The sequence below is a fragment of the Mycobacterium sp. 2YAF39 genome (assembly GCF_052114565.1).
Taxonomy (GTDB): Bacteria; Actinomycetota; Actinomycetes; order Mycobacteriales; family Mycobacteriaceae; genus Mycobacterium.
Genome location: NZ_JBFREZ010000005.1, coordinates 377,866 through 393,950, shown reverse-complemented (window position 1 = coordinate 393,950; position 16,085 = coordinate 377,866). Strand labels below are relative to the sequence as shown.

At 64.7% G+C, this 16,085-nt stretch carries 16 protein-coding genes; 6 read left to right on the top strand and 10 right to left on the bottom strand.

Translation table 11 applies throughout. The features are described 5' to 3' along the window. The first annotated feature begins 22 nt into the window (after window positions 1-22). The gene (locus AB4Z42_RS17340; protein WP_442010424.1) at window positions 23-1,261 is read left to right on the top strand and encodes a lipase family protein; all 1,239 of its coding nucleotides are present in this window, start codon (window positions 23-25) and stop codon (window positions 1,259-1,261) included. Window positions 1,262-1,263: 2 nt separating this feature from the next. Here AB4Z42_RS17340 and AB4Z42_RS17335 read toward each other — a convergent pair whose 3' ends face one another. The 5 genes from AB4Z42_RS17335 to AB4Z42_RS17315 are packed head-to-tail and all read right to left on the bottom strand — an operon-like array spanning window position 1,264 to window position 6,235. Further along, window positions 1,264-2,406, bottom strand: coding sequence for a glycosyltransferase (locus AB4Z42_RS17335; protein WP_442010423.1), 1,143 nt, complete (start codon window positions 2,404-2,406; stop codon window positions 1,264-1,266). Between the two features lie 16 nt (window positions 2,407-2,422). Beyond that, on the bottom strand, window positions 2,423-2,965 hold the full coding sequence (locus tag AB4Z42_RS17330; RefSeq protein ID WP_442010422.1) for a DapH/DapD/GlmU-related protein: 543 nt from the start codon (window positions 2,963-2,965) through the stop codon (window positions 2,423-2,425). Then, the gene (locus tag AB4Z42_RS17325; protein WP_442010421.1) at window positions 2,962-3,933 is read right to left on the bottom strand and encodes a GDP-L-fucose synthase family protein; all 972 of its coding nucleotides are present in this window, start codon (window positions 3,931-3,933) and stop codon (window positions 2,962-2,964) included. Before AB4Z42_RS17325 ends, AB4Z42_RS17330 begins: the two co-directional genes overlap by 4 nt. After that, window positions 3,930-4,961, bottom strand: coding sequence for a GDP-mannose 4,6-dehydratase (gene gmd / locus AB4Z42_RS17320; RefSeq protein ID WP_442010420.1), 1,032 nt, complete (start codon window positions 4,959-4,961; stop codon window positions 3,930-3,932). Before gmd ends, AB4Z42_RS17325 begins: the two co-directional genes overlap by 4 nt. Continuing rightward, window positions 4,958-6,235, bottom strand: a complete 1,278-nt coding sequence (locus tag AB4Z42_RS17315; RefSeq protein WP_442010419.1) for a glycosyltransferase — start codon at window positions 6,233-6,235, stop codon at window positions 4,958-4,960. Before AB4Z42_RS17315 ends, gmd begins: the two co-directional genes overlap by 4 nt. 392 nt (window positions 6,236-6,627) lie before the next feature. Here AB4Z42_RS17315 and AB4Z42_RS17310 point away from each other — a divergent pair, with 392 nt between their 5' ends. Together AB4Z42_RS17310 and AB4Z42_RS17305 are read left to right on the top strand one after the other, a co-directional pair. Continuing rightward, complete coding sequence (locus AB4Z42_RS17310) at window positions 6,628-7,065, top strand: hypothetical protein (protein ID WP_442010418.1); 438 nt, start codon at window positions 6,628-6,630, stop codon at window positions 7,063-7,065. Continuing rightward, window positions 7,062-7,763, top strand: a complete 702-nt coding sequence (locus AB4Z42_RS17305) for an HAD family hydrolase (protein ID WP_442010417.1) — start codon at window positions 7,062-7,064, stop codon at window positions 7,761-7,763. Before AB4Z42_RS17310 ends, AB4Z42_RS17305 begins: the two co-directional genes overlap by 4 nt. Before the next feature lie 10 nt (window positions 7,764-7,773). Here AB4Z42_RS17305 and AB4Z42_RS17300 read toward each other — a convergent pair whose 3' ends face one another. After that, window positions 7,774-9,057: a cytochrome P450 gene (locus tag AB4Z42_RS17300; protein WP_442010416.1), complete on the bottom strand. Its 1,284-nt coding sequence runs from the start codon at window positions 9,055-9,057 to the stop codon at window positions 7,774-7,776. Window positions 9,058-9,143: 86 nt separating this feature from the next. On the opposite strand from AB4Z42_RS17300, the gene AB4Z42_RS17295 reads away from it, so the two are divergent. Beyond that, window positions 9,144-11,069 carry a flavin-containing monooxygenase gene (locus AB4Z42_RS17295; RefSeq protein ID WP_442010415.1) on the top strand — a complete coding sequence of 642 codons (1,926 nt, stop codon included), beginning with the start codon at window positions 9,144-9,146 and terminating at the stop codon, window positions 11,067-11,069. Here AB4Z42_RS17295 and AB4Z42_RS17290 read toward each other — a convergent pair. From AB4Z42_RS17290 to AB4Z42_RS17280, 3 genes are all read right to left on the bottom strand, one after another. After that, entirely contained in the window at window positions 11,066-11,575 is a 510-nt protein-coding gene (locus tag AB4Z42_RS17290; protein ID WP_442010414.1) for a nuclear transport factor 2 family protein, read from the bottom strand. The genes AB4Z42_RS17295 and AB4Z42_RS17290 overlap by 4 nt on opposite strands. A gap of 20 nt (window positions 11,576-11,595) precedes the next feature. After that, a complete protein-coding gene (locus tag AB4Z42_RS17285; RefSeq protein ID WP_442010413.1) occupies window positions 11,596-12,099 on the bottom strand; it encodes a nuclear transport factor 2 family protein in 504 nt (167 codons plus the stop codon). A gap of 71 nt (window positions 12,100-12,170) precedes the next feature. Beyond that, entirely contained in the window at window positions 12,171-13,625 is a 1,455-nt protein-coding gene (locus AB4Z42_RS17280) for a glycosyltransferase family 39 protein (protein ID WP_442010412.1), read from the bottom strand. A 25-nt stretch (window positions 13,626-13,650) separates the two neighbouring features. Here AB4Z42_RS17280 and AB4Z42_RS17275 point away from each other — a divergent pair, with 25 nt between their 5' ends. Continuing rightward, window positions 13,651-14,613: an alpha/beta hydrolase gene (locus tag AB4Z42_RS17275; RefSeq protein WP_442010411.1), complete on the top strand. Its 963-nt coding sequence runs from the start codon at window positions 13,651-13,653 to the stop codon at window positions 14,611-14,613. A gap of 3 nt (window positions 14,614-14,616) precedes the next feature. Here the strand turns inward: AB4Z42_RS17275 and AB4Z42_RS17270 are convergent, their stop codons facing one another. After that, a complete protein-coding gene (locus tag AB4Z42_RS17270) occupies window positions 14,617-15,081 on the bottom strand; it encodes an SRPBCC family protein (RefSeq protein WP_442010410.1) in 465 nt (154 codons plus the stop codon). A 107-nt stretch (window positions 15,082-15,188) separates the two neighbouring features. Between AB4Z42_RS17270 and AB4Z42_RS17265 the strand changes: the two genes are divergently transcribed. Beyond that, window positions 15,189-16,067 carry a TIGR03854 family LLM class F420-dependent oxidoreductase gene (locus AB4Z42_RS17265; protein ID WP_442010409.1) on the top strand — a complete coding sequence of 293 codons (879 nt, stop codon included), beginning with the start codon at window positions 15,189-15,191 and terminating at the stop codon, window positions 16,065-16,067. Window positions 16,068-16,085: the final 18 nt, after the last annotated feature.

Here is a 16,085-nt window from a genome sequence, read left to right as displayed (position 1 = left end):
CGAATCGACCAGGGAGACAATCGTGATCGTAAAGAAGAAACCCGTTCGGGTGTTGGCGACGGTGCTCGCCGTCGGCATGGCGATGGCGTCGCTTCAGGCGTGCTCCACAACCGAGCCCGATACGCGTCAGGCCGGCACGGCAGTGCATTCAGGCGAGCAGAACATCGAGATTTCGCCGGATGTCAAGCGGTTGCGCGGTTCGGTCGTCAATTCGGAGAGTGTCGCGGCGCTTTCAAAACCGCTTGCCGACATCGGCAGTTCTCAGTTCAAGGTCGTGTACCGGTCGGTCTCCGGCGTGGATGGGGGAGAGCGAGACGTCTCGGGAACGGTTGTCGTGCCCGCGGGTATACCGCCGCAGGGTGGTTGGCCCGTCATCGCCTACGGTCACGGCATGACCGGGATTGGCAATGGATGCGGCCCGTCGGGGTACCCGGATCTCTTGGGCTACGACCTGGTGGTCGCATCCCTGGTATCGCTCGGGTTCGTCGTCACGTTGCCCGACTACGAAGGGCTCGGTCTCGCCGGTACCCATCCATTTCTGGAACCGAGGACTGCGGCCTTCAACATGATCGACTCGGTGCGGGCCGCGCGCGAACTCGTCCCGACCACGTCGTCGAAGTGGTTCGCGGTGGGAATATCGCAAGGCGGCCAGGCTAGTTGGGCGGCCAACGAGTACGCCTCCGAATACGGAGAAGGTTTGGACTTCCTCGGATCCGCATCGATGGCCCCCGTGGTCGACATGTCGAAAATGGCAACGCTGGCCGAGTCGGGATGGCTCAGCAAGGAGCAGCAGGTGCTGTTGCCGATGGTCGTCTATGGTCTGCGCGCCACCCACGGTGACCTCAACCCTGACGACTATCTGCACGGAGCGTTGGCTCGCAACACCGACGTGTGGCTGGCATGCGCGGGCCCGCTTCTCGCGCGACGAACGGCAGCCGCCGCAGAGCTCAGAGGACCGGATAGCCAACCTGTTTCGGAAGGGGCCGCTGATAAGTTAGAGCAGGCCCTTTCCGAATACTCGTTGCCACAGCGCCCTGCTTCAGGTCCGATGCTGGTGATCACCGGTGCCGATGATCAGACCGTACGCGCGCCGTGGGTGCGGTCGGCTGTCGAGAAGGCATGTGGCATGGGAGATGTCGTCGAGTTCATCGTGCGGCCGGGCGAAGGCCACGGCAACCTCAACGGCGGACCGCGGCTGTCACAGTGGCTGACGGAGCGGCTCCAAGGCACGCCGCCTGTCGACACCTGCGGCGAGGTCTGACCTCAGCGGGCTACGGCGCGCGCGTCGATCGCGCGCCAGTAGTTCTGCTCAAGTAGATCGGCCACGGCCGACATGCCCAGTCGCTGTGTCACTGTGCGGCGGGCGTTTTCACCCATCTCGCCGGCCAGCCCGGGGGTTTCGAGAATGGTGCGGACCGCCGCGGTGAGGGAGTCGATGTCGTCGGACCCGACGACGATACCGCATCGGGATTCGGAGATCAGCGGGGCCAGTCCGCAGGTGTCGGTGACCACCACGGGAAGGCCGACCGACATCGCCTCGAGCACACTCATCGGGTAGGGCTCGTCGACCGACGGCAGCACGTACACCTTGGCGCGTCGCATCCGCGAAATCGACTGTTCCGGCTTCAGTGCACCTTCGTAGGTGACCTGGGATTGCAAAGACGACTGCTCGATCAGGTTCGCAACCGCAGCGCCTTCACCCTCGTCCGGCCCGACCAATGTGAAGCGCGCATCGATCCCGGCCTCGACGAGCGCGGCTGCCATCCGAACGAACGTCGTCGGACGCTTGCGCGGATGCAGGCGGGCCAAGAACAGCACCTCGTCGTCACGCGTCCGGCCGGTATCGTCGCAATCGCTCGCCTCAGGAACACCGTTGTGCAGTTCGCGCAGCGCAATGGAATCCCCGGCCACACCGGCCAGGTCGTCGAATTCTCGCGGAGTCAGGTGGAAGACGGATGAGGCTGCGCGCAGGACCGGTTTGGTGAGGAAATGATCCAGCGGCTTGGCCAGCAGCCGGTCGCTGGCGTCGATCATTCCGTGCGGCTGCACCACCACCGGTGTGCCGGAGCGCAGAAGGGCAAGGGCTGCAGGCAACGTGACGAAGTCACGGGCCAGGTGCACATGCGCGACGTCGAATTCGGAGGCGTGGTCGCGTACCCATTGCACGAGGCCGGCGGCGCGCAGTCCCGCGAACCCCACCCGGGGAATCGTCGTCCGGACGGGAAATAGGTGGGCTGGTACTGCACCGACGGTATCGGGCACAGATTCGTAGCCACGGACACCTGCAGCCATGTGGACGTCGTGGCCGCGGTTGAGTAACTCGGTGCATTGGTTCTCCGCCACGCGCACCGGACCGCCGTATGCCGAATCCGGTGACACCAGTGTCACGACATGCAGGATGCGCACGGGAGCAGTCCTCCGATCAACGGTCTATCGTCACGGCTTGCGGAGCAAGGACCACGGTGTCGGGTGGGACATCGGACGTCACCAAAGCGGTGGCGCCGACGACGGCATTCCTGCCGATGGAAATACCGCGAAGCACAGTCGCACGCGCGGCAATCCACGCGCCGTCTTCGATCCGGATGGGTGCGTTGTCGAATTCGAATGTGGGCGAACGTCGGTCGTGGCTCCCGGTACACAGCAGCGCATCCTGGGAGATGCAGACGTCGTCACCGATGGTCACCGGCTCCAGATTGAGGATCCACGCACCTTCGCCGATCCAGGTATCGGAACCGACCACAAGCTTCCACGGCCAGTGAATACGCACGCGATGACGAATGAGCGTCCCCGGGCCGATCTTGGCTCCGAACAAGCGTAGGACCGTGCACCGCACGACGTTGGGGCACCACCAATGTGTCAGCAGTAATCCCGACACCGAGAACCAGAGAATCTGTGTGAGCGGGCCTCGGCCCTTGTCGTAGCTTGCGCCGGTGAAGCCGCGCAGGGACCAATTCGCCTCACTCATGCGCGTACGGCGCCCCGGTTGGCGCGATACCACTTGACCGTTGATCGGATGCCCTCGCGCAGGCCGACTCTCGGTTCCCACCCGGTGCTCCGCAGGAGGCTGACATCCAGCAGTTTCTGCGGAGTTCCATCGGGCTGGGACACGTCCCACTGAGTGTCACCGGTGAAACCGACTGCCTCGGCCACAATTTCGGCCAGCGCGGCGATGGTGATGTCCTTGCCCGTGCCGACGTTCACCTGACTGGGTCCGTCGTAGTGCTCGAGCAGGTGAATGCAGGCATCGGCCATATCGTCTACGTGCAGGAACTCGCGCCGCGGAGTTCCCGACCCCCAGTTCGTCACCGCGGGTACGCCTTGGGCGAGCGCTTCGTCGTAGCGCCGGATGAGTGCCGGGAGTACATGTGAGCCCGCCGGTGAGAAATTGTCGCCAGGACCGTAGAGGTTCGTCGGCATGGCCGAGATCCACGGCAACCCGTACTGGCGGCGAACCGCCTGGACGTGGAGGATGCCCGCGATCTTCGCGATCGCGTACGCGTCGTTGGTTGATTCAAGGTGACCGGTGAGCAGGGCGCTCTCCGTGATCGGTTGCGGTGCGAACTTGGGGTAGATGCACGACGAGCCGAGGAAGAGGAGACGCGGTGTCCGGATCGCGGCCGCGGCATCGAGCACGTTGGTCTGTATCTGGACGTTCTCCGACAGGAAGTCGGCCGGAAAATCGTTGTTGGCCTTGATTCCACCGACTTTGGCCGCGGCCAAGATGACAACCGACGGTCGCAGATCGGAGATGAAGCGAAACACCGCATGTCGATCGGTCAAATCCAGTTCGCCGGAAGTGCTCCCGACGAGGTTGTAGAAGCCGCGGCGGCGTTGCATCGTCCGCCAGATCGCCGAGCCCACCAGTCCCCGGTGGCCGGCCACGTAGATGGTTTCCCCGCGGTCCAGGGTGAAGGACTGATTGTCGTCAATCATGAAATCGGCCAGGTCGGCAGATCGGGTGCATCGATCCACTTGCCTCCCGCGTGCTTGAGGGCCTCACGGTCTGCGTCGACCATGATGCGGGCGAGTTCAGGTGTGTGCACCAGCGGCTTCCAGCCCAACTTCCGTTCCGCTTTGAGTGCATTCCCGATCAGCGAATCGACTTCGGTCGGACGCAGGTAGCGGTCGTCGAACCGCACGTGGTCCTCCCAGTTGAGCCCGGCATGTTCGAACGCGATGGCCAGAAAGTCGCGCACCGTATACGCCTCGCCCGTGGCGAGAACGTAGTCGTCGGGTTCGTCCGCTTGCAGCATTCGCCACATGCCTTCGACGTACTCGGGTGCGTAACCCCAGTCGCGTACCGCGTCGAGATTGCCCATGTACACATGCTGCTCCAGTCCGGCCGCGATGCGCGCGACGGCCCGGGTGATCTTACGGGTGACGAATGTTTCGCCGCGGCGCGGTGATTCGTGGTTGAACAGGATGCCGTTCACCACGAACATTCCATAGGCCTCGCGGTAGTTCTTGGTTATCCAGTACGAGTACACCTTGGCCGCACCATAGGGGGAGCGAGGGTAGAACGGTGTCTCCTCGTCCTGGGGAGGCGGTGTGGCGCCGAACATCTCAGAACTCGAGGCTTGATAGAAGCGACAGTTGAGTCCGGCCATCCGGACCGCCTCGAGCAGACGGATCGTACCGACGCCCGTGGTGTCCGCGGTGTGCTCGGGTTCGTCGAAGCTGACCCTCACGTGCGATTGGGCGGCCAGGTTGTACACCTCGTCGGGGTTGATTTTGGCCAGCAAGGTGACGAGCCGTACGCCGTCGCTCAGGTCACCGTAGTGCAGGAACAGCTTGGCATCGGGGTCGTGCGGGTCGACATAGAGGTGGTCGACGCGGGCTGTGTTGAAGGTCGAGCTGCGGCGGATGAGACCGTGCACTTCGTAACCCTTGCGAAGCAGCAGCTCGGCCAGATAGGAGCCGTCCTGGCCTGTAATGCCTGTGATGAGAGCGCGTTTGGTCATGCCTGGAGTACTCCTTGTGTGTCGGTGCGGCGACCGGTTGCGGTCTTGGCGAGTCGATGGATCCAACGCTCGTAGTGGTCCATGGCGGTGGTCTGGGACAGCGTGCGGGTGCAGAAATCCATGCCGGCCTGACCGAGCCGTTGGGCCAGTGCCTTGTCGCGACCGAGTTTCTCGACCGCGGCCAGCAGATCGGCAGGAGATTCGGGTGGCACCACGAGTCCGCCGCCGGATGTCTCGATCTCCGCGGCGGTGATGCTGTCGGCACGGGTTGCCGCGACGACCGGGTTGCCGGAGGTGTAGTACGAGGTGATCTTGCTGGGCACCGCCATGTCGCCAACGGTCGCCTTCTCATTGACCAGCAATACGTCGGCGGCGAGCAGCGCTTCGCGATACCGCGCGTCGTCCAGCGGCGCGATCATCTCCAGATTCGGGACCCCGGCGCCGAGCTGCTCGAGCTTGGCTCGCTGATTGCCGTCGCCGAGAAGCACGAATCGCACTGGTCTCGCGAGGGATTCGGCGGTCGACGCGGCGATGATGACGTTCTCGAGAGCCTGCTTGGCACCCATGTTGCCCGCGTGCAGTGCCACGATCTCGTCGTCGGCCCAGCCGAAGCTGCGGCGGGCCTGAGCACGGACCGCTCGGTCCAGGGGCCGCAGATGGGTCCAGTTCCTGATGACGCTGACCCGGTCACTGCGGACACCAAGTGCGTCCACCACGTGGGTTTTGAACCGGTCGTGGATGACGGCCACCTGATCGGCTGAGCGCAGGACCGTCTTTTCGACACGGCTGATCGCGCCGACGGCCAGCCCATTGCCTGCGCCGGTCTCGGCAGCGCCGAGTCCGTAAAGGTCCTGAACCCAGACGCCGACCGGCGGGCGGCGCCGGGACGTGCGGGCCCTGGCGATCGCTGCCGCGGTCGCCAGCAGGGCCGGGGTGACGGCGACGACCGCGTCGGGTTCATCCCAGCCTGCTCGCACGATTCTGCGGCCATAGGACAGTTCCATGGCGATGCGACCACGCATGTCGGGCGGCGACGGCACATGGTGCCGCAGGTGGCTCACCCGGGGGTTGGTGTCGGGGCCGGTGTCCGACCCCGACGAGTAGCCAGGTGACACCCGCCATTGGGGGTAGTGCGGCAGTCCCGTGAGGACCCGCACCCGATGCCCTCTGTCCGCGAGTCCTTGCGCGAGTCCGGCGGTGTAGAGCGCGATTCCGGTCGGCTCGGGAGCGTAGTTGAGTCCGAGTACCAGCACTCGAAGCGAATCGACCCCCACCTGGCGAACCCTCTCTCGTGAATTCTCGTTCCGCAAAGAATGAAGCATTTGCTAGCTTATTGCAACATCGGAAAGTTGCCAACTTGAGCGACGCGTCAATTATGGCGTTATCTTGGGCGTTTGATCTTCAAACGTGATCTTCATCGCACAGGAAATGATACGCAGGCATGCAGATTGGGCAAATATCGAACATGAGGGCTGTGTCGGGTATCGACGGGAGCGGATGACACCCGGTAAGAGCCGCGGGCGGGCGTCGGGGACGCCGTGCGTCAGACGACGTCGACGGGCGGCCGTCGAGGACCACTTCGTTTAGGCGCCTCGGCAGGCGGGCATCCGCAGAATTAGCGGGTTCGTCAATCGTCGTGACCCGGGAGCCGATCGAAGGAGCCGACATGGACGGCAATGCCATGGTCTGGATCATTATCGCCGTTGTGGCGATCGTCGTCATCGCGTTCGTCGGGTGGACCATACGCAACTCGCGCCGGCGCGCCGAAGCCGAACGACTGCGCGGCGAGATCGGGCATCGGACCGAGCATCTCGAGAAGCGCGAAGCCGTTGCCGCCGAGACCGAGGCGAAGGCCAAGGCCGCTCAGGCAGAGGCGGAGGCGAAGGCCGCCGAGGCCGCGCGCCTGCAGAACACCGCGCAGTCCCACCGCGACGCCTTGAACACCTCTCGCGAGGAACTGGACGCGCACCGGGAACGGGTCGACCAGTTGGATCCGAAGGGGAGCACCGCAGAGCCCGCACCCGGAAAGACCGACGAGGTCCGGGCGGAGACCGCCGCACCCCAGGAGCGGCCGTCCTCACACGAGCAGCACCTGCGTTCGTGAACCGCCGCAAACAGGAGACCGCCGCGGCGGTGCTGTTCGACATCGACGGCACCCTCGTCGACTCGAACTACCTGCATGTCCATGCCTGGTATCGCGCATTCGCCGAGGTCGGGGTCCACGTCGACGCGTGGCGCATCCACCGATCGATCGGTATGGACGGCGACACACTCGTCGCGACACTCGCCGAGGACGCGGATGACGACACCCGCGCGCGAGCCAAGGACCTGAACTCGCGGTATTACAAGGAGCTCGCGTCGCTGCTGCGCCCGTTGCCCGGTGCACGCGGACTACTGGAGGCCGTCGAAAAGCTGGGCGTGCAAGTCGTTTTGGCCACCTCGGCGCCCGAGGACGAACTCGATATTCTGCGCGACGTACTGGATTGCGACCATCTGGTGTCCGCGATGACGTCGTCGGCAGATGTGGACACCGCCAAGCCTCGTCCCGACATCGTCAACATCGCACTAGACCGCGCAGGCGTCAATGCCGCGCACGCCGTCTTCGTGGGCGATTCGGTATGGGACGTCGAAGCGTGCAAGCGCGCGGGTGTCGTCACCATCGGCCTGCTCAGCGGCGGAGTGTCGAAGTGCGAACTCGAGGAGGCCGGGGCTCACCAGGTGTTCGACGATCCCCTGCACCTGTGTCAGCACCTTGACGACACCCCGATAGCAGCGCTCGCCAACCTGGTGGGAGCCCGTTAGTCCCCGAGGCTCAGTTCGGTGGTGTCCAGGACACCGGTAGCCGCTTGATCCCGTGGATGAATGGCGACAACAGCCGCCGGGGCTCCTCTGTCGCGGCGATGTCGGGTATCTGGCGGTGCAACTCGTCGAAGACGACGCTGATCTCGCGACGCGCGAGGTTGGCGCCCAGACAGAAGTGCGCACCGCCGCCACCGAAACCGGCGTGCGCGTTGGGGGTGCGGGAGATGTCGAACAGGAACGGATCTTCGAACTTGTCCTCATCGCGGTTGGCCGAGCAGTACCACATGGAGACCTTGTCGCCCGCTGACATCTTGGTCCCGCTCAATTCGCAATCCTCGGTCAGCGTGCGGCGCATGTAGATGACCGGCGACGCCCATCGCACGATTTCCTCGACGGCGGTAGGTGCAAGCGCGTCGTAGTCCGCCCACCATCGCTCGCGCTCGTCGGGATACCTCGTCAGCGCGAGGACTCCGTGGCTGATCGCGTTCCTGGTGGTCTCGTTGCCCGCGACCACCAGCAGGATGAAGAACGAGGCGATCTCGGCGGATGTCAGCCGTTCACCGTCGACCTCGGCTTGTACCAGCGCGGTCGTCAGGTCCTCCTGCGGGTTGACCCGGCGATCCTCGGCGTGCCCGGTCGCGTACGCACCGATGTCCATCGCGACCTTGACGAACTCCTCGTAGTCCGTGGCGATGTCCTTGTCGCCGAACCCGAGAATCACATTCGTCCAGTGAAAGATCTTCTGGTGGTCCTCCTCGGGGAGACCCATCATGTCGCAGATCACCTGGAGCGGCAGCGGGCCCGCCAGCTCCGCCACCACCTCACCCGAGCCGTCGGGATGATCGGCGATCATCTTCTCGACCAGGCGGCGTGCCCGCTCGCGCACCGATACTTCGGTGCGGGCGACAACGCGTGGAGTGAACGCCCTGCTGACGATGTTGCGTAGGCGCAGGTGCTTGGGGTCGTCCATGGCGATCATCGAGCCGAAGAACTCCGACACGTCGGAGTTGGCGTCGTTGATGGTGATGCCCGGGCTGGAACTGAAGATATGGGGATGACGGCTGGCGAAGTGGACGTCCTCGAACCGGCTGAGCGCCCAGTGGCCGGGACCAGGCTCGACGCCGGGTGTCTCCAGCGGCTGATGAAACGAGACCGGCGCCTCGCGCCGGAGCGTGGCAAACGCTCCGTCGCGCATATCGTCGTCGAGGACCCAGAATTTCCAGTCGGCGAGGTCGATTTCGGACAGCGGCACGTCCGGGGGAGCTGTGCCGTTCACGCGCGTCGCAATGCCCACTCATCGAGAGTAGGTTCACCCCGGGCCGCCGTCACGGATTTCTGAAACATGTTCCAATTGTTGTTTTGGCGTGGTAGCACCGTTGGGTGCGTAACCCACATGCCGGACAACCTTTTACGGCGACGGATGACGAGATAGCCGAAGCGTTGCTCGACGTCAGCATCCCGACCCTGATGCTGTCGCTCGTGCACATGTCCGGCGACCCTGAGTTGATCCGCGGTGAGTTGAAGCCTGCGGGCCTGTTCCTCAACGAGGTGCAGGGATACATGTCCGAAGAGGACAAGGCGGCGGTCCGCAAGATCGCGCTCGAGATCATCGCCGACTACCGCGACCGCGGCTGCCCGGAGCCCGAACCCGTCAGCGCCGAGTTGCTGCACGAGATGATGCAGTGGCTGGTCTGCGAACAGGTGCCCGCCGAGTACGTGCCGATGGTGCTCGAGGAAATGGAACTCGACGGCCGCGACGCCAGGTCGACGGGCGCGGTAGCGGAGTCCGCGCGAGAGGACTTCGGAGTTGTCGTTATCGGATGCGGCGAATCCGGGCTGCTGGCGGGGATCCGGCTCAAGGAGGCCGGCATTCCGTTCACCATCGTGGAGAAGAACGCAGGCGTCGGGGGCACCTGGTACCAGAACACCTACCCCGGGGCGCGGGTCGACGTCGGCAATCACTTCTACTGCTACAGCTTCGAGCCGACCGATCACTGGACGCACTTCTTCGCCGAACAGCCCGAGCTGCAAGCCTATTTCCAGGGCGTGATGGAGAAGTACGACATAGCGCCTCACGTCCGCTGGGAGACCGAGGTGACCGAGGCCGCGTGGGATGACGCCACGTCGACGTGGACGGTCCGGGCACGCGATCGCGACGGCGCGATCACGGAACTCTCTGCGCGCGCGGTCATCAGCGCCGTAGGACAACTCGATCGGCCCCACGTCCCGCATATCGTCGGTCAGCAGGACTTCGCCGGGCCGGCGTTCCATTCCAGCGCGTGGGATCACTCGGTGGATCTACGCGACAAGCAGGTCGCGATGATCGGCGCGGGCGCCAGCGGATTTCAGATCGCCCCGACCATCGCGCCGGACATCAACCGGCTCACCGTGTTTCAGCGCACGGCTCAGTGGATGTTCCCGAATCCGAACTACCACGAAAAGGTCGGGCCCGGCGTCCAGTGGGCGCTCCGTCACCTGCCGTTCTACGGCCGGTGGTACCGGTTCCTGATCTTCTGGCCCGGCTGTGACAAGGGATTGGACGCGGCCCGCGTCGACCCCGATTACCCGGAGCCGCAGAAGGCCGTCAGCGAGATCAGCGAGATCACGCGAATAATGTTCACCGAATGGATCACCAGTCAGGTCGGCGACGATCCGGATCTGGCGGCCAAGGTCGTGCCCGACTACCCGGCCACCGGCAAGCGCACCCTGCAGGACAACGGCAGCTGGCTGAAAACGCTGACCCGCGACAACGTCGAGCTGGTGCGCACCGGTATCGACCACATCGAAGCCGATGCGGTCGTCACCGAGGACGGCACGCGGTATCCGGCTGACGTCATCGTGTACGCCACCGGGTTCGAGCATACGAAGATGTTGTGGCCCATGACTATTCGCGGGCGCAACGGCGAGATTCTGTCCGAGCGGTGGGGAGAGCGGCCGTCGGCGTATCTGGGCATCACGATTCCCGACTATCCGAACTTCTTCTGCATGAACGGCCCCGGCACCTGGCTCGCCAGCGGTGGCAGCCTGATCTTCCACTCCGAGTGCCAGATGCGTTACATCAGCGAATGTCTGGAGCTGCTCATCGATGGCGGACACGCCACGATGGAGCCGATGGTGGAGAAGACGAAGGACTGGCACGAACGCAGCCAGGCGGAGATGGCCAACATGGTGTGGTCACAGCCGACCATCAAGCATTCGTTCTTCAAGAACAGCTTCGGCGAGATTCACACGCTGAGCCCGTGGCGTCTCGTCGACTACTGGGGCTGGACCCGCGAACCCGATCCCGAGGACTTCGTGATCCGTTAGATCAGTTCCCAGTTCATGTTCTTGGCGAAGGTCCTGGCGTCCTCGGAGATGGTGCCCAATTCGTGGCTGCGCTGGATGTAGCCCTTAACCATCGGCAGGAAGTTCGTCGGGTTGTAGGCGTCTTCCTCGTTGTGCCACATCCCGTTCCCGCCGTACCGCAGGATCGTGATGCACGGCGCCTCGAAGATGGTGCCGTCCCCGGGATCCTTCATCCGATTCATGATCTCGCTGAAGACCCAACCCTTGTCGGTGTCGATCGAGTACCAGGTAACCGGGTAGAACGGCATCTCGCTACCGGGGAACGTGTCCATCGTCGACGCGATCCACTCGCTGATCTGTCTGCGGCCGGACATCTTGCCGTAGAGATGTTCCACGTAGGTCGCATCCTCGGTGAACAGTTCGCCGTACCGCGCCCAGTCCCATGACTGGCCGATCTCGACGACGAGCTGCTGGTGGTGCTCAAACGTCGCTGCGATCTCCTCGCGGGACCATTCAGCAGTAGCCATGCTTCCTCCGTCGTGATCGGTTACGTCAGTTCCCAGTTCATGTTCTTGGCGAAGGTGCGGGCATCGTCGGAGATGGTGCCGAGTTCGTGGCTGCGCTGGATGTACTGCTGGATCATGACCATGAAGTTCATCGGGTTGTAGGCGTCTTCCTCGTAGCTCCACTTGTCGTCGCCCGCGTACTCCAGCACGGTGATGACGCCGGCCCCGTGCACACTGCCGTCGCCCGGATCCCGCATCGTGTTGATGTTCTTGAAGATGACCCAGCCCTTGTCGGTGTCGATCGAGTACCACTCGACGGGGTAGGTCGGCATCTCGCTGCCGGGGAAGGTGTTCATCGTCGAGACGATCCACTCGCGGATGGTCTCCCGGCCCTCCATGTTGCCGAGGGCATGCTCGACGTATTTCGCGTCCTCGGTGAAGTGGTCGGCGTAACTGGACCAGTCCCACGTCCTACCGACGTCGACGACGGATTCCTGGTAGCGGCCCCATGCTTCCTCGAGTTCCTCGCGTGACCACTTGCCCATCTGAGACTCCTTCGGCTCGCTGGAAAACTAGAACCTGTTCTACCAAACGGGGACGGTGCCTGGGAGGGGATTCAGGTGACCTTCAAACTCCGCGCCTGCCGCCAGATCTGGTCCCACGACTGCCGTTGTCCCGTCAGCAAATACACGGCCATGTCCTCGCTGATGTCGTTGACCTTGCGGACGTCGGAGAAGTAGGGCCCGATGTCGTCGGTGCCGCTACCCACGTACAGGGCGGAGTCGCTGTCCGTGGGGGGTGGGGGAAAGTAGCCGTAGCTCCTATTGGTGCTGAACGCCTTCGGCAGCGAGTAGCGGTCGGAGTACCCGTCGAGATACGCGGCAACGATGTAGGACTGGCCGATCACCACGATTCGTTCGCGTTGCGACTCTGGCAGCGCGTGATAGGCATCGGCGGTGCGCGCGGCGATCCGCTGGCCGGTGTCGTCCCGGACGAGGAACACCGAAAGCACCAAAGCGCCTAGCGCCACCGCCACGCTCAGCGCTGTGGCGGGCCAGTACAACCATCGGATGCGCACCGTGCCTCGCTCACGGCGCTGTTGCATCGCAAGGGCAGCCACCGCGGCCAGCGGCGCGTACAGCCCCGCCAGGTAATACGGCCGGCCCGCGGTGGCCACGAACACGACGTAGAGCACGACGAACGTGACACCGAGGAAGCGATAGTCGCGCAGTCCCGGGTCACGGAAGGCGCGCCACAGCCCGTACAGCACGAGCGCGCCCGCCGCACCGGCGTACAGAATGAGCTGCACGGCAATACCGGGCCTACCGCCGTACAACGCCTCGGCCTCACCCACCACAACCGATGCCATGCGCAGTTGTGGCCATGAGTTGGCGTTCTGCCACACCATCGTCGGCGCGGCGATCAACACGGCGATCAGCGCGCCAGCCCACAGCATCGGCCTGCGGAACAGCTCGCGGGGACCGACGGCCGCTACTGCGACGAGCAATACGGCACACAGCAGCAGCACCTGGAACTTCGTCAGCGCGGCGATTCCCGCTACCGCGCCGAACACCAGCAGCAGCCGATCGTCGCGCACCCGGATCCAGCGGACCAGCAACCAGATCAGCAGCAGCCACTGCACCGGTTCGAGCGCGTAGGGCGTGAGCCAGTGCCCGGTGAGCGTGGCCCACAGCGTGGTCGCCTGCGCTACTGCCGTGAAACCCTGTGCGCGGCGGTCACATCCGAGCTCACGGGCGATCAGGGCCGCGATGACGACCGCTCCGGCGGTGGCCAGCACGGCGGGGATTCGCAACGCGATCATCGAACCGGGTGCGACGGCGTCCATCCATGCGGCCAACAGCGGGGCGGCAGGCGGCTGGTCGGCCGAACCCCAGTCGAGGTGATTGCGGCCGATGGCCAGCATGTACACCTCGTCGAACCAAAAGCCACCTCCGAAAGCGCTTGCGGCGCAGTGCAAAACGGCCATCACGCCGGCGATCGGCAGCACCACCCCTGCGGCGAACGGTGCGATGTGTCGATCGGGAGGCGTCTGGAACCTCGTCGTCGTCACGTGCATCCACGTTACTGTCGCAGCCATGACACTCGGTATCGACCAGCAGGTGCTCGCCGAAATGGCGCCCTTGTTCGCGGCCGTCGGAGAGTCCGAGCCCGCACCTGTCGGCGATGTCGAATCGCGCCGCGTCAGCGGTCACCGGATGTTCGATCTGGTGGCCGCCCGTCGGGCGCCGACCGCCGGTGTCGACGGCGCGCAGCACTCCATGACCGCTTCGGACGGCGCGGCGCTGGATCTCACCTGGTATCACCCGTCCGGCGCGGACACACCTGGCAGCGCCGCGCTCTACCTACATGGCGGCGGCATGATCTTCGGCCTCGAGCACGTCGGCGTCCTGTATGACCTCGCGGTGCGCGAGTATGTGGCGGCCTCGGGCGTCCCGATGCTGATGGTCGACTATCGGGTGGCCCCCGAGCATCCGGATCCGACACCCGTCGAGGACTGTTACGGCGCGCTGGTCTGGCTTGCCGAGCATGCAGGGGACCTCGGAGTAGACCCGGCCCGCGTGGCCGTGATGGGTGACAGTGCAGGCGGCGGTCTTGCGGCGGGGGTGTCCCTGATGGCACGGGACCGCGGTGGTCCTGCGGTCGCGCAACAGCTTCTGATCTATCCGATGCTGGACGATCGACCCGCCACACCGGATCCGCAGGTGCAGCCGTTCCTGACGTGGACCTACGACGACAACCTCACCGGTTGGGGTGCGCTGTTGGGAGACAACGCCGGTGGCGCGCAGGTGTCGCCGTATGCGGCACCTGCCCGTGCCGACGATCTGGCCGGTCTGCCCGACACCTACATCGACGTCGGCGACCTCGACGTGTTCCGCAACGAGGACATCACCTATGCCCGGCGTCTCGCCGATGCGGGTGTGCCGACCGAGCTCCACGTGTACCCGGGCTGTCCGCATGCGTTCGAGGCACTCGCCCGCGAGGCCGCGGTGTCGCGGCGCGCGATCAGCGATCGTGTGCGGCGTCTGCGTGCTCTCTGAACGTCAGCGGACGGCCGGCTCCTCAACGACTTCTCTCATCCGCTCCAGCGTCTTGCGCATATCGCGGATGTTGCGGCGGCGACGCAGTTGCCCGCCGAATATCGAGAAGAGCTTCATTGCGAGCGAATCGTCGAGCCGGAAAGATTCGGTGACCTCGGTTCCGCCGTCCACCGGTGTGAGCAGGTAGTGCCAGTTGTTCACCGCCTTGCCCCCGAGCAGAACCGCGAAACCGAACTCGCGTCCCGGCTCGCACGCGGTGACCTCGCATGTCGTCCAGTAGACCGGTCCGATTTCGTTGCGCTTGACGTGACCGCGGAAGCGGTTGCCAAGCGCAGGCCCTGTCGCCCCGCCGAGCCACTCCGCTTCCATCACCTCAGGTGAGAACTTGCCAGTGCTGTGTATGTCGGCGATGAGATTCCAGACCTTGTCCGCGGGTGCCTTCATCGACACCGTCACCGATCCGTCCATGGCTACTCCTGTTTCGGTAAACGCCTTGGCTGTCACGCGCGGTGCAACGGTAGCAAGGCCTCGATCACACAGTCCGTAGCATTGGCGGCGGAGCCCAGGAGGCGCGGTTGAAGATTCGCTTCGGTATCGGATTGGGTGCGGAAACCGCGCCGGACGAGCTACCGGCCATCGTCGATCATCTGGAGGCGACCGGCGTCGATTCGCTGTGGTTCTCCGAACTCGTCTACAGCAATGCGGTGGATCCGTTCATCGGCATGGCACACGCGCTGGCGCGAACCGACAACCTGAAGGTCGGTACGTCCGTCGCGGTGCTCCCGGGCAGGCACCCCGTACTCGTGGCCAAGCAGTTGGCCTCTCTGGCGGCACTGGCCCCCAAGCGCGTGCTGCCAGTGTTCGGCCTGCGATCCGCCATTCCGGCTGAGCGTGAGATCTTCGTGGTCCCCGACGGAGCGCGCGCCGCCGTTTTCGATGAGTCGCTCAAGTTGCTGAGATCCGCTCTGGAGCAGGACGATGTCTCGTTCGCAGGCGACTACTTCTCGGCGAGCTCGGTCGGTGTCGCACCGCGCCCGCTCAAGCCGATGGACATCTGGCTCGGCGGCTCGGCCCCCGCGGGCTTCAGGCGGATCGGTGCGCTCGCTGACGGATGGCTGGGTAGCTTCCTCACTCCTGCCGAAGCCCGTGACGGACGCGAACAGATCCAACGGGCGGCGGAGCGGGCAAGACGCGCGATCGAACCCGACCATTACGGCATCAACATCGCGGTCTGCGACGGCGACATCCCCGTCGAGCTGGCGGCCGCGGCCAGGCGCCGTCGACCTGACCTGGAACCCACAGAGCTGATAGCTGCCGGCTGGTCGGGCCTTCATCGTCAGATCGACGCCTACGTCGACGCGGGACTGACCAAGTTCGTCATCCGGCCCGCAGGAGCGCGGACACCCGACTTCATCGACCGTTTCGTGGCTGAACTTCTCCCGAGGCAGAACTGACCTCGGTCGAGGTGAACC

Coding starts and splice junctions, on each gene's coding strand:
- AB4Z42_RS17270 (WP_442010410.1), bottom strand. CDS start 15,081: ATGGACGGATCGGTGACGGTGTCGATGAAGGCACCCGCGGACAAGGTC.
- AB4Z42_RS17290 (WP_442010414.1), bottom strand. CDS start 11,575: ATGGCTACTGCTGAATGGTCCCGCGAGGAGATCGCAGCGACGTTTGAG.
- AB4Z42_RS17285 (WP_442010413.1), bottom strand. CDS start 12,099: ATGGGCAAGTGGTCACGCGAGGAACTCGAGGAAGCATGGGGCCGCTAC.
- AB4Z42_RS17325 (WP_442010421.1), bottom strand. CDS start 3,933: ATGATTGACGACAATCAGTCCTTCACCCTGGACCGCGGGGAAACCATC.
- AB4Z42_RS17330 (WP_442010422.1), bottom strand. CDS start 2,965: ATGAGTGAGGCGAATTGGTCCCTGCGCGGCTTCACCGGCGCAAGCTAC.
- AB4Z42_RS17275 (WP_442010411.1), top strand. CDS start 13,651: ATGACACTCGGTATCGACCAGCAGGTGCTCGCCGAAATGGCGCCCTTG.
- AB4Z42_RS17310 (WP_442010418.1), top strand. CDS start 6,628: ATGGACGGCAATGCCATGGTCTGGATCATTATCGCCGTTGTGGCGATC.
- gmd (WP_442010420.1), bottom strand. CDS start 4,961: ATGACCAAACGCGCTCTCATCACAGGCATTACAGGCCAGGACGGCTCC.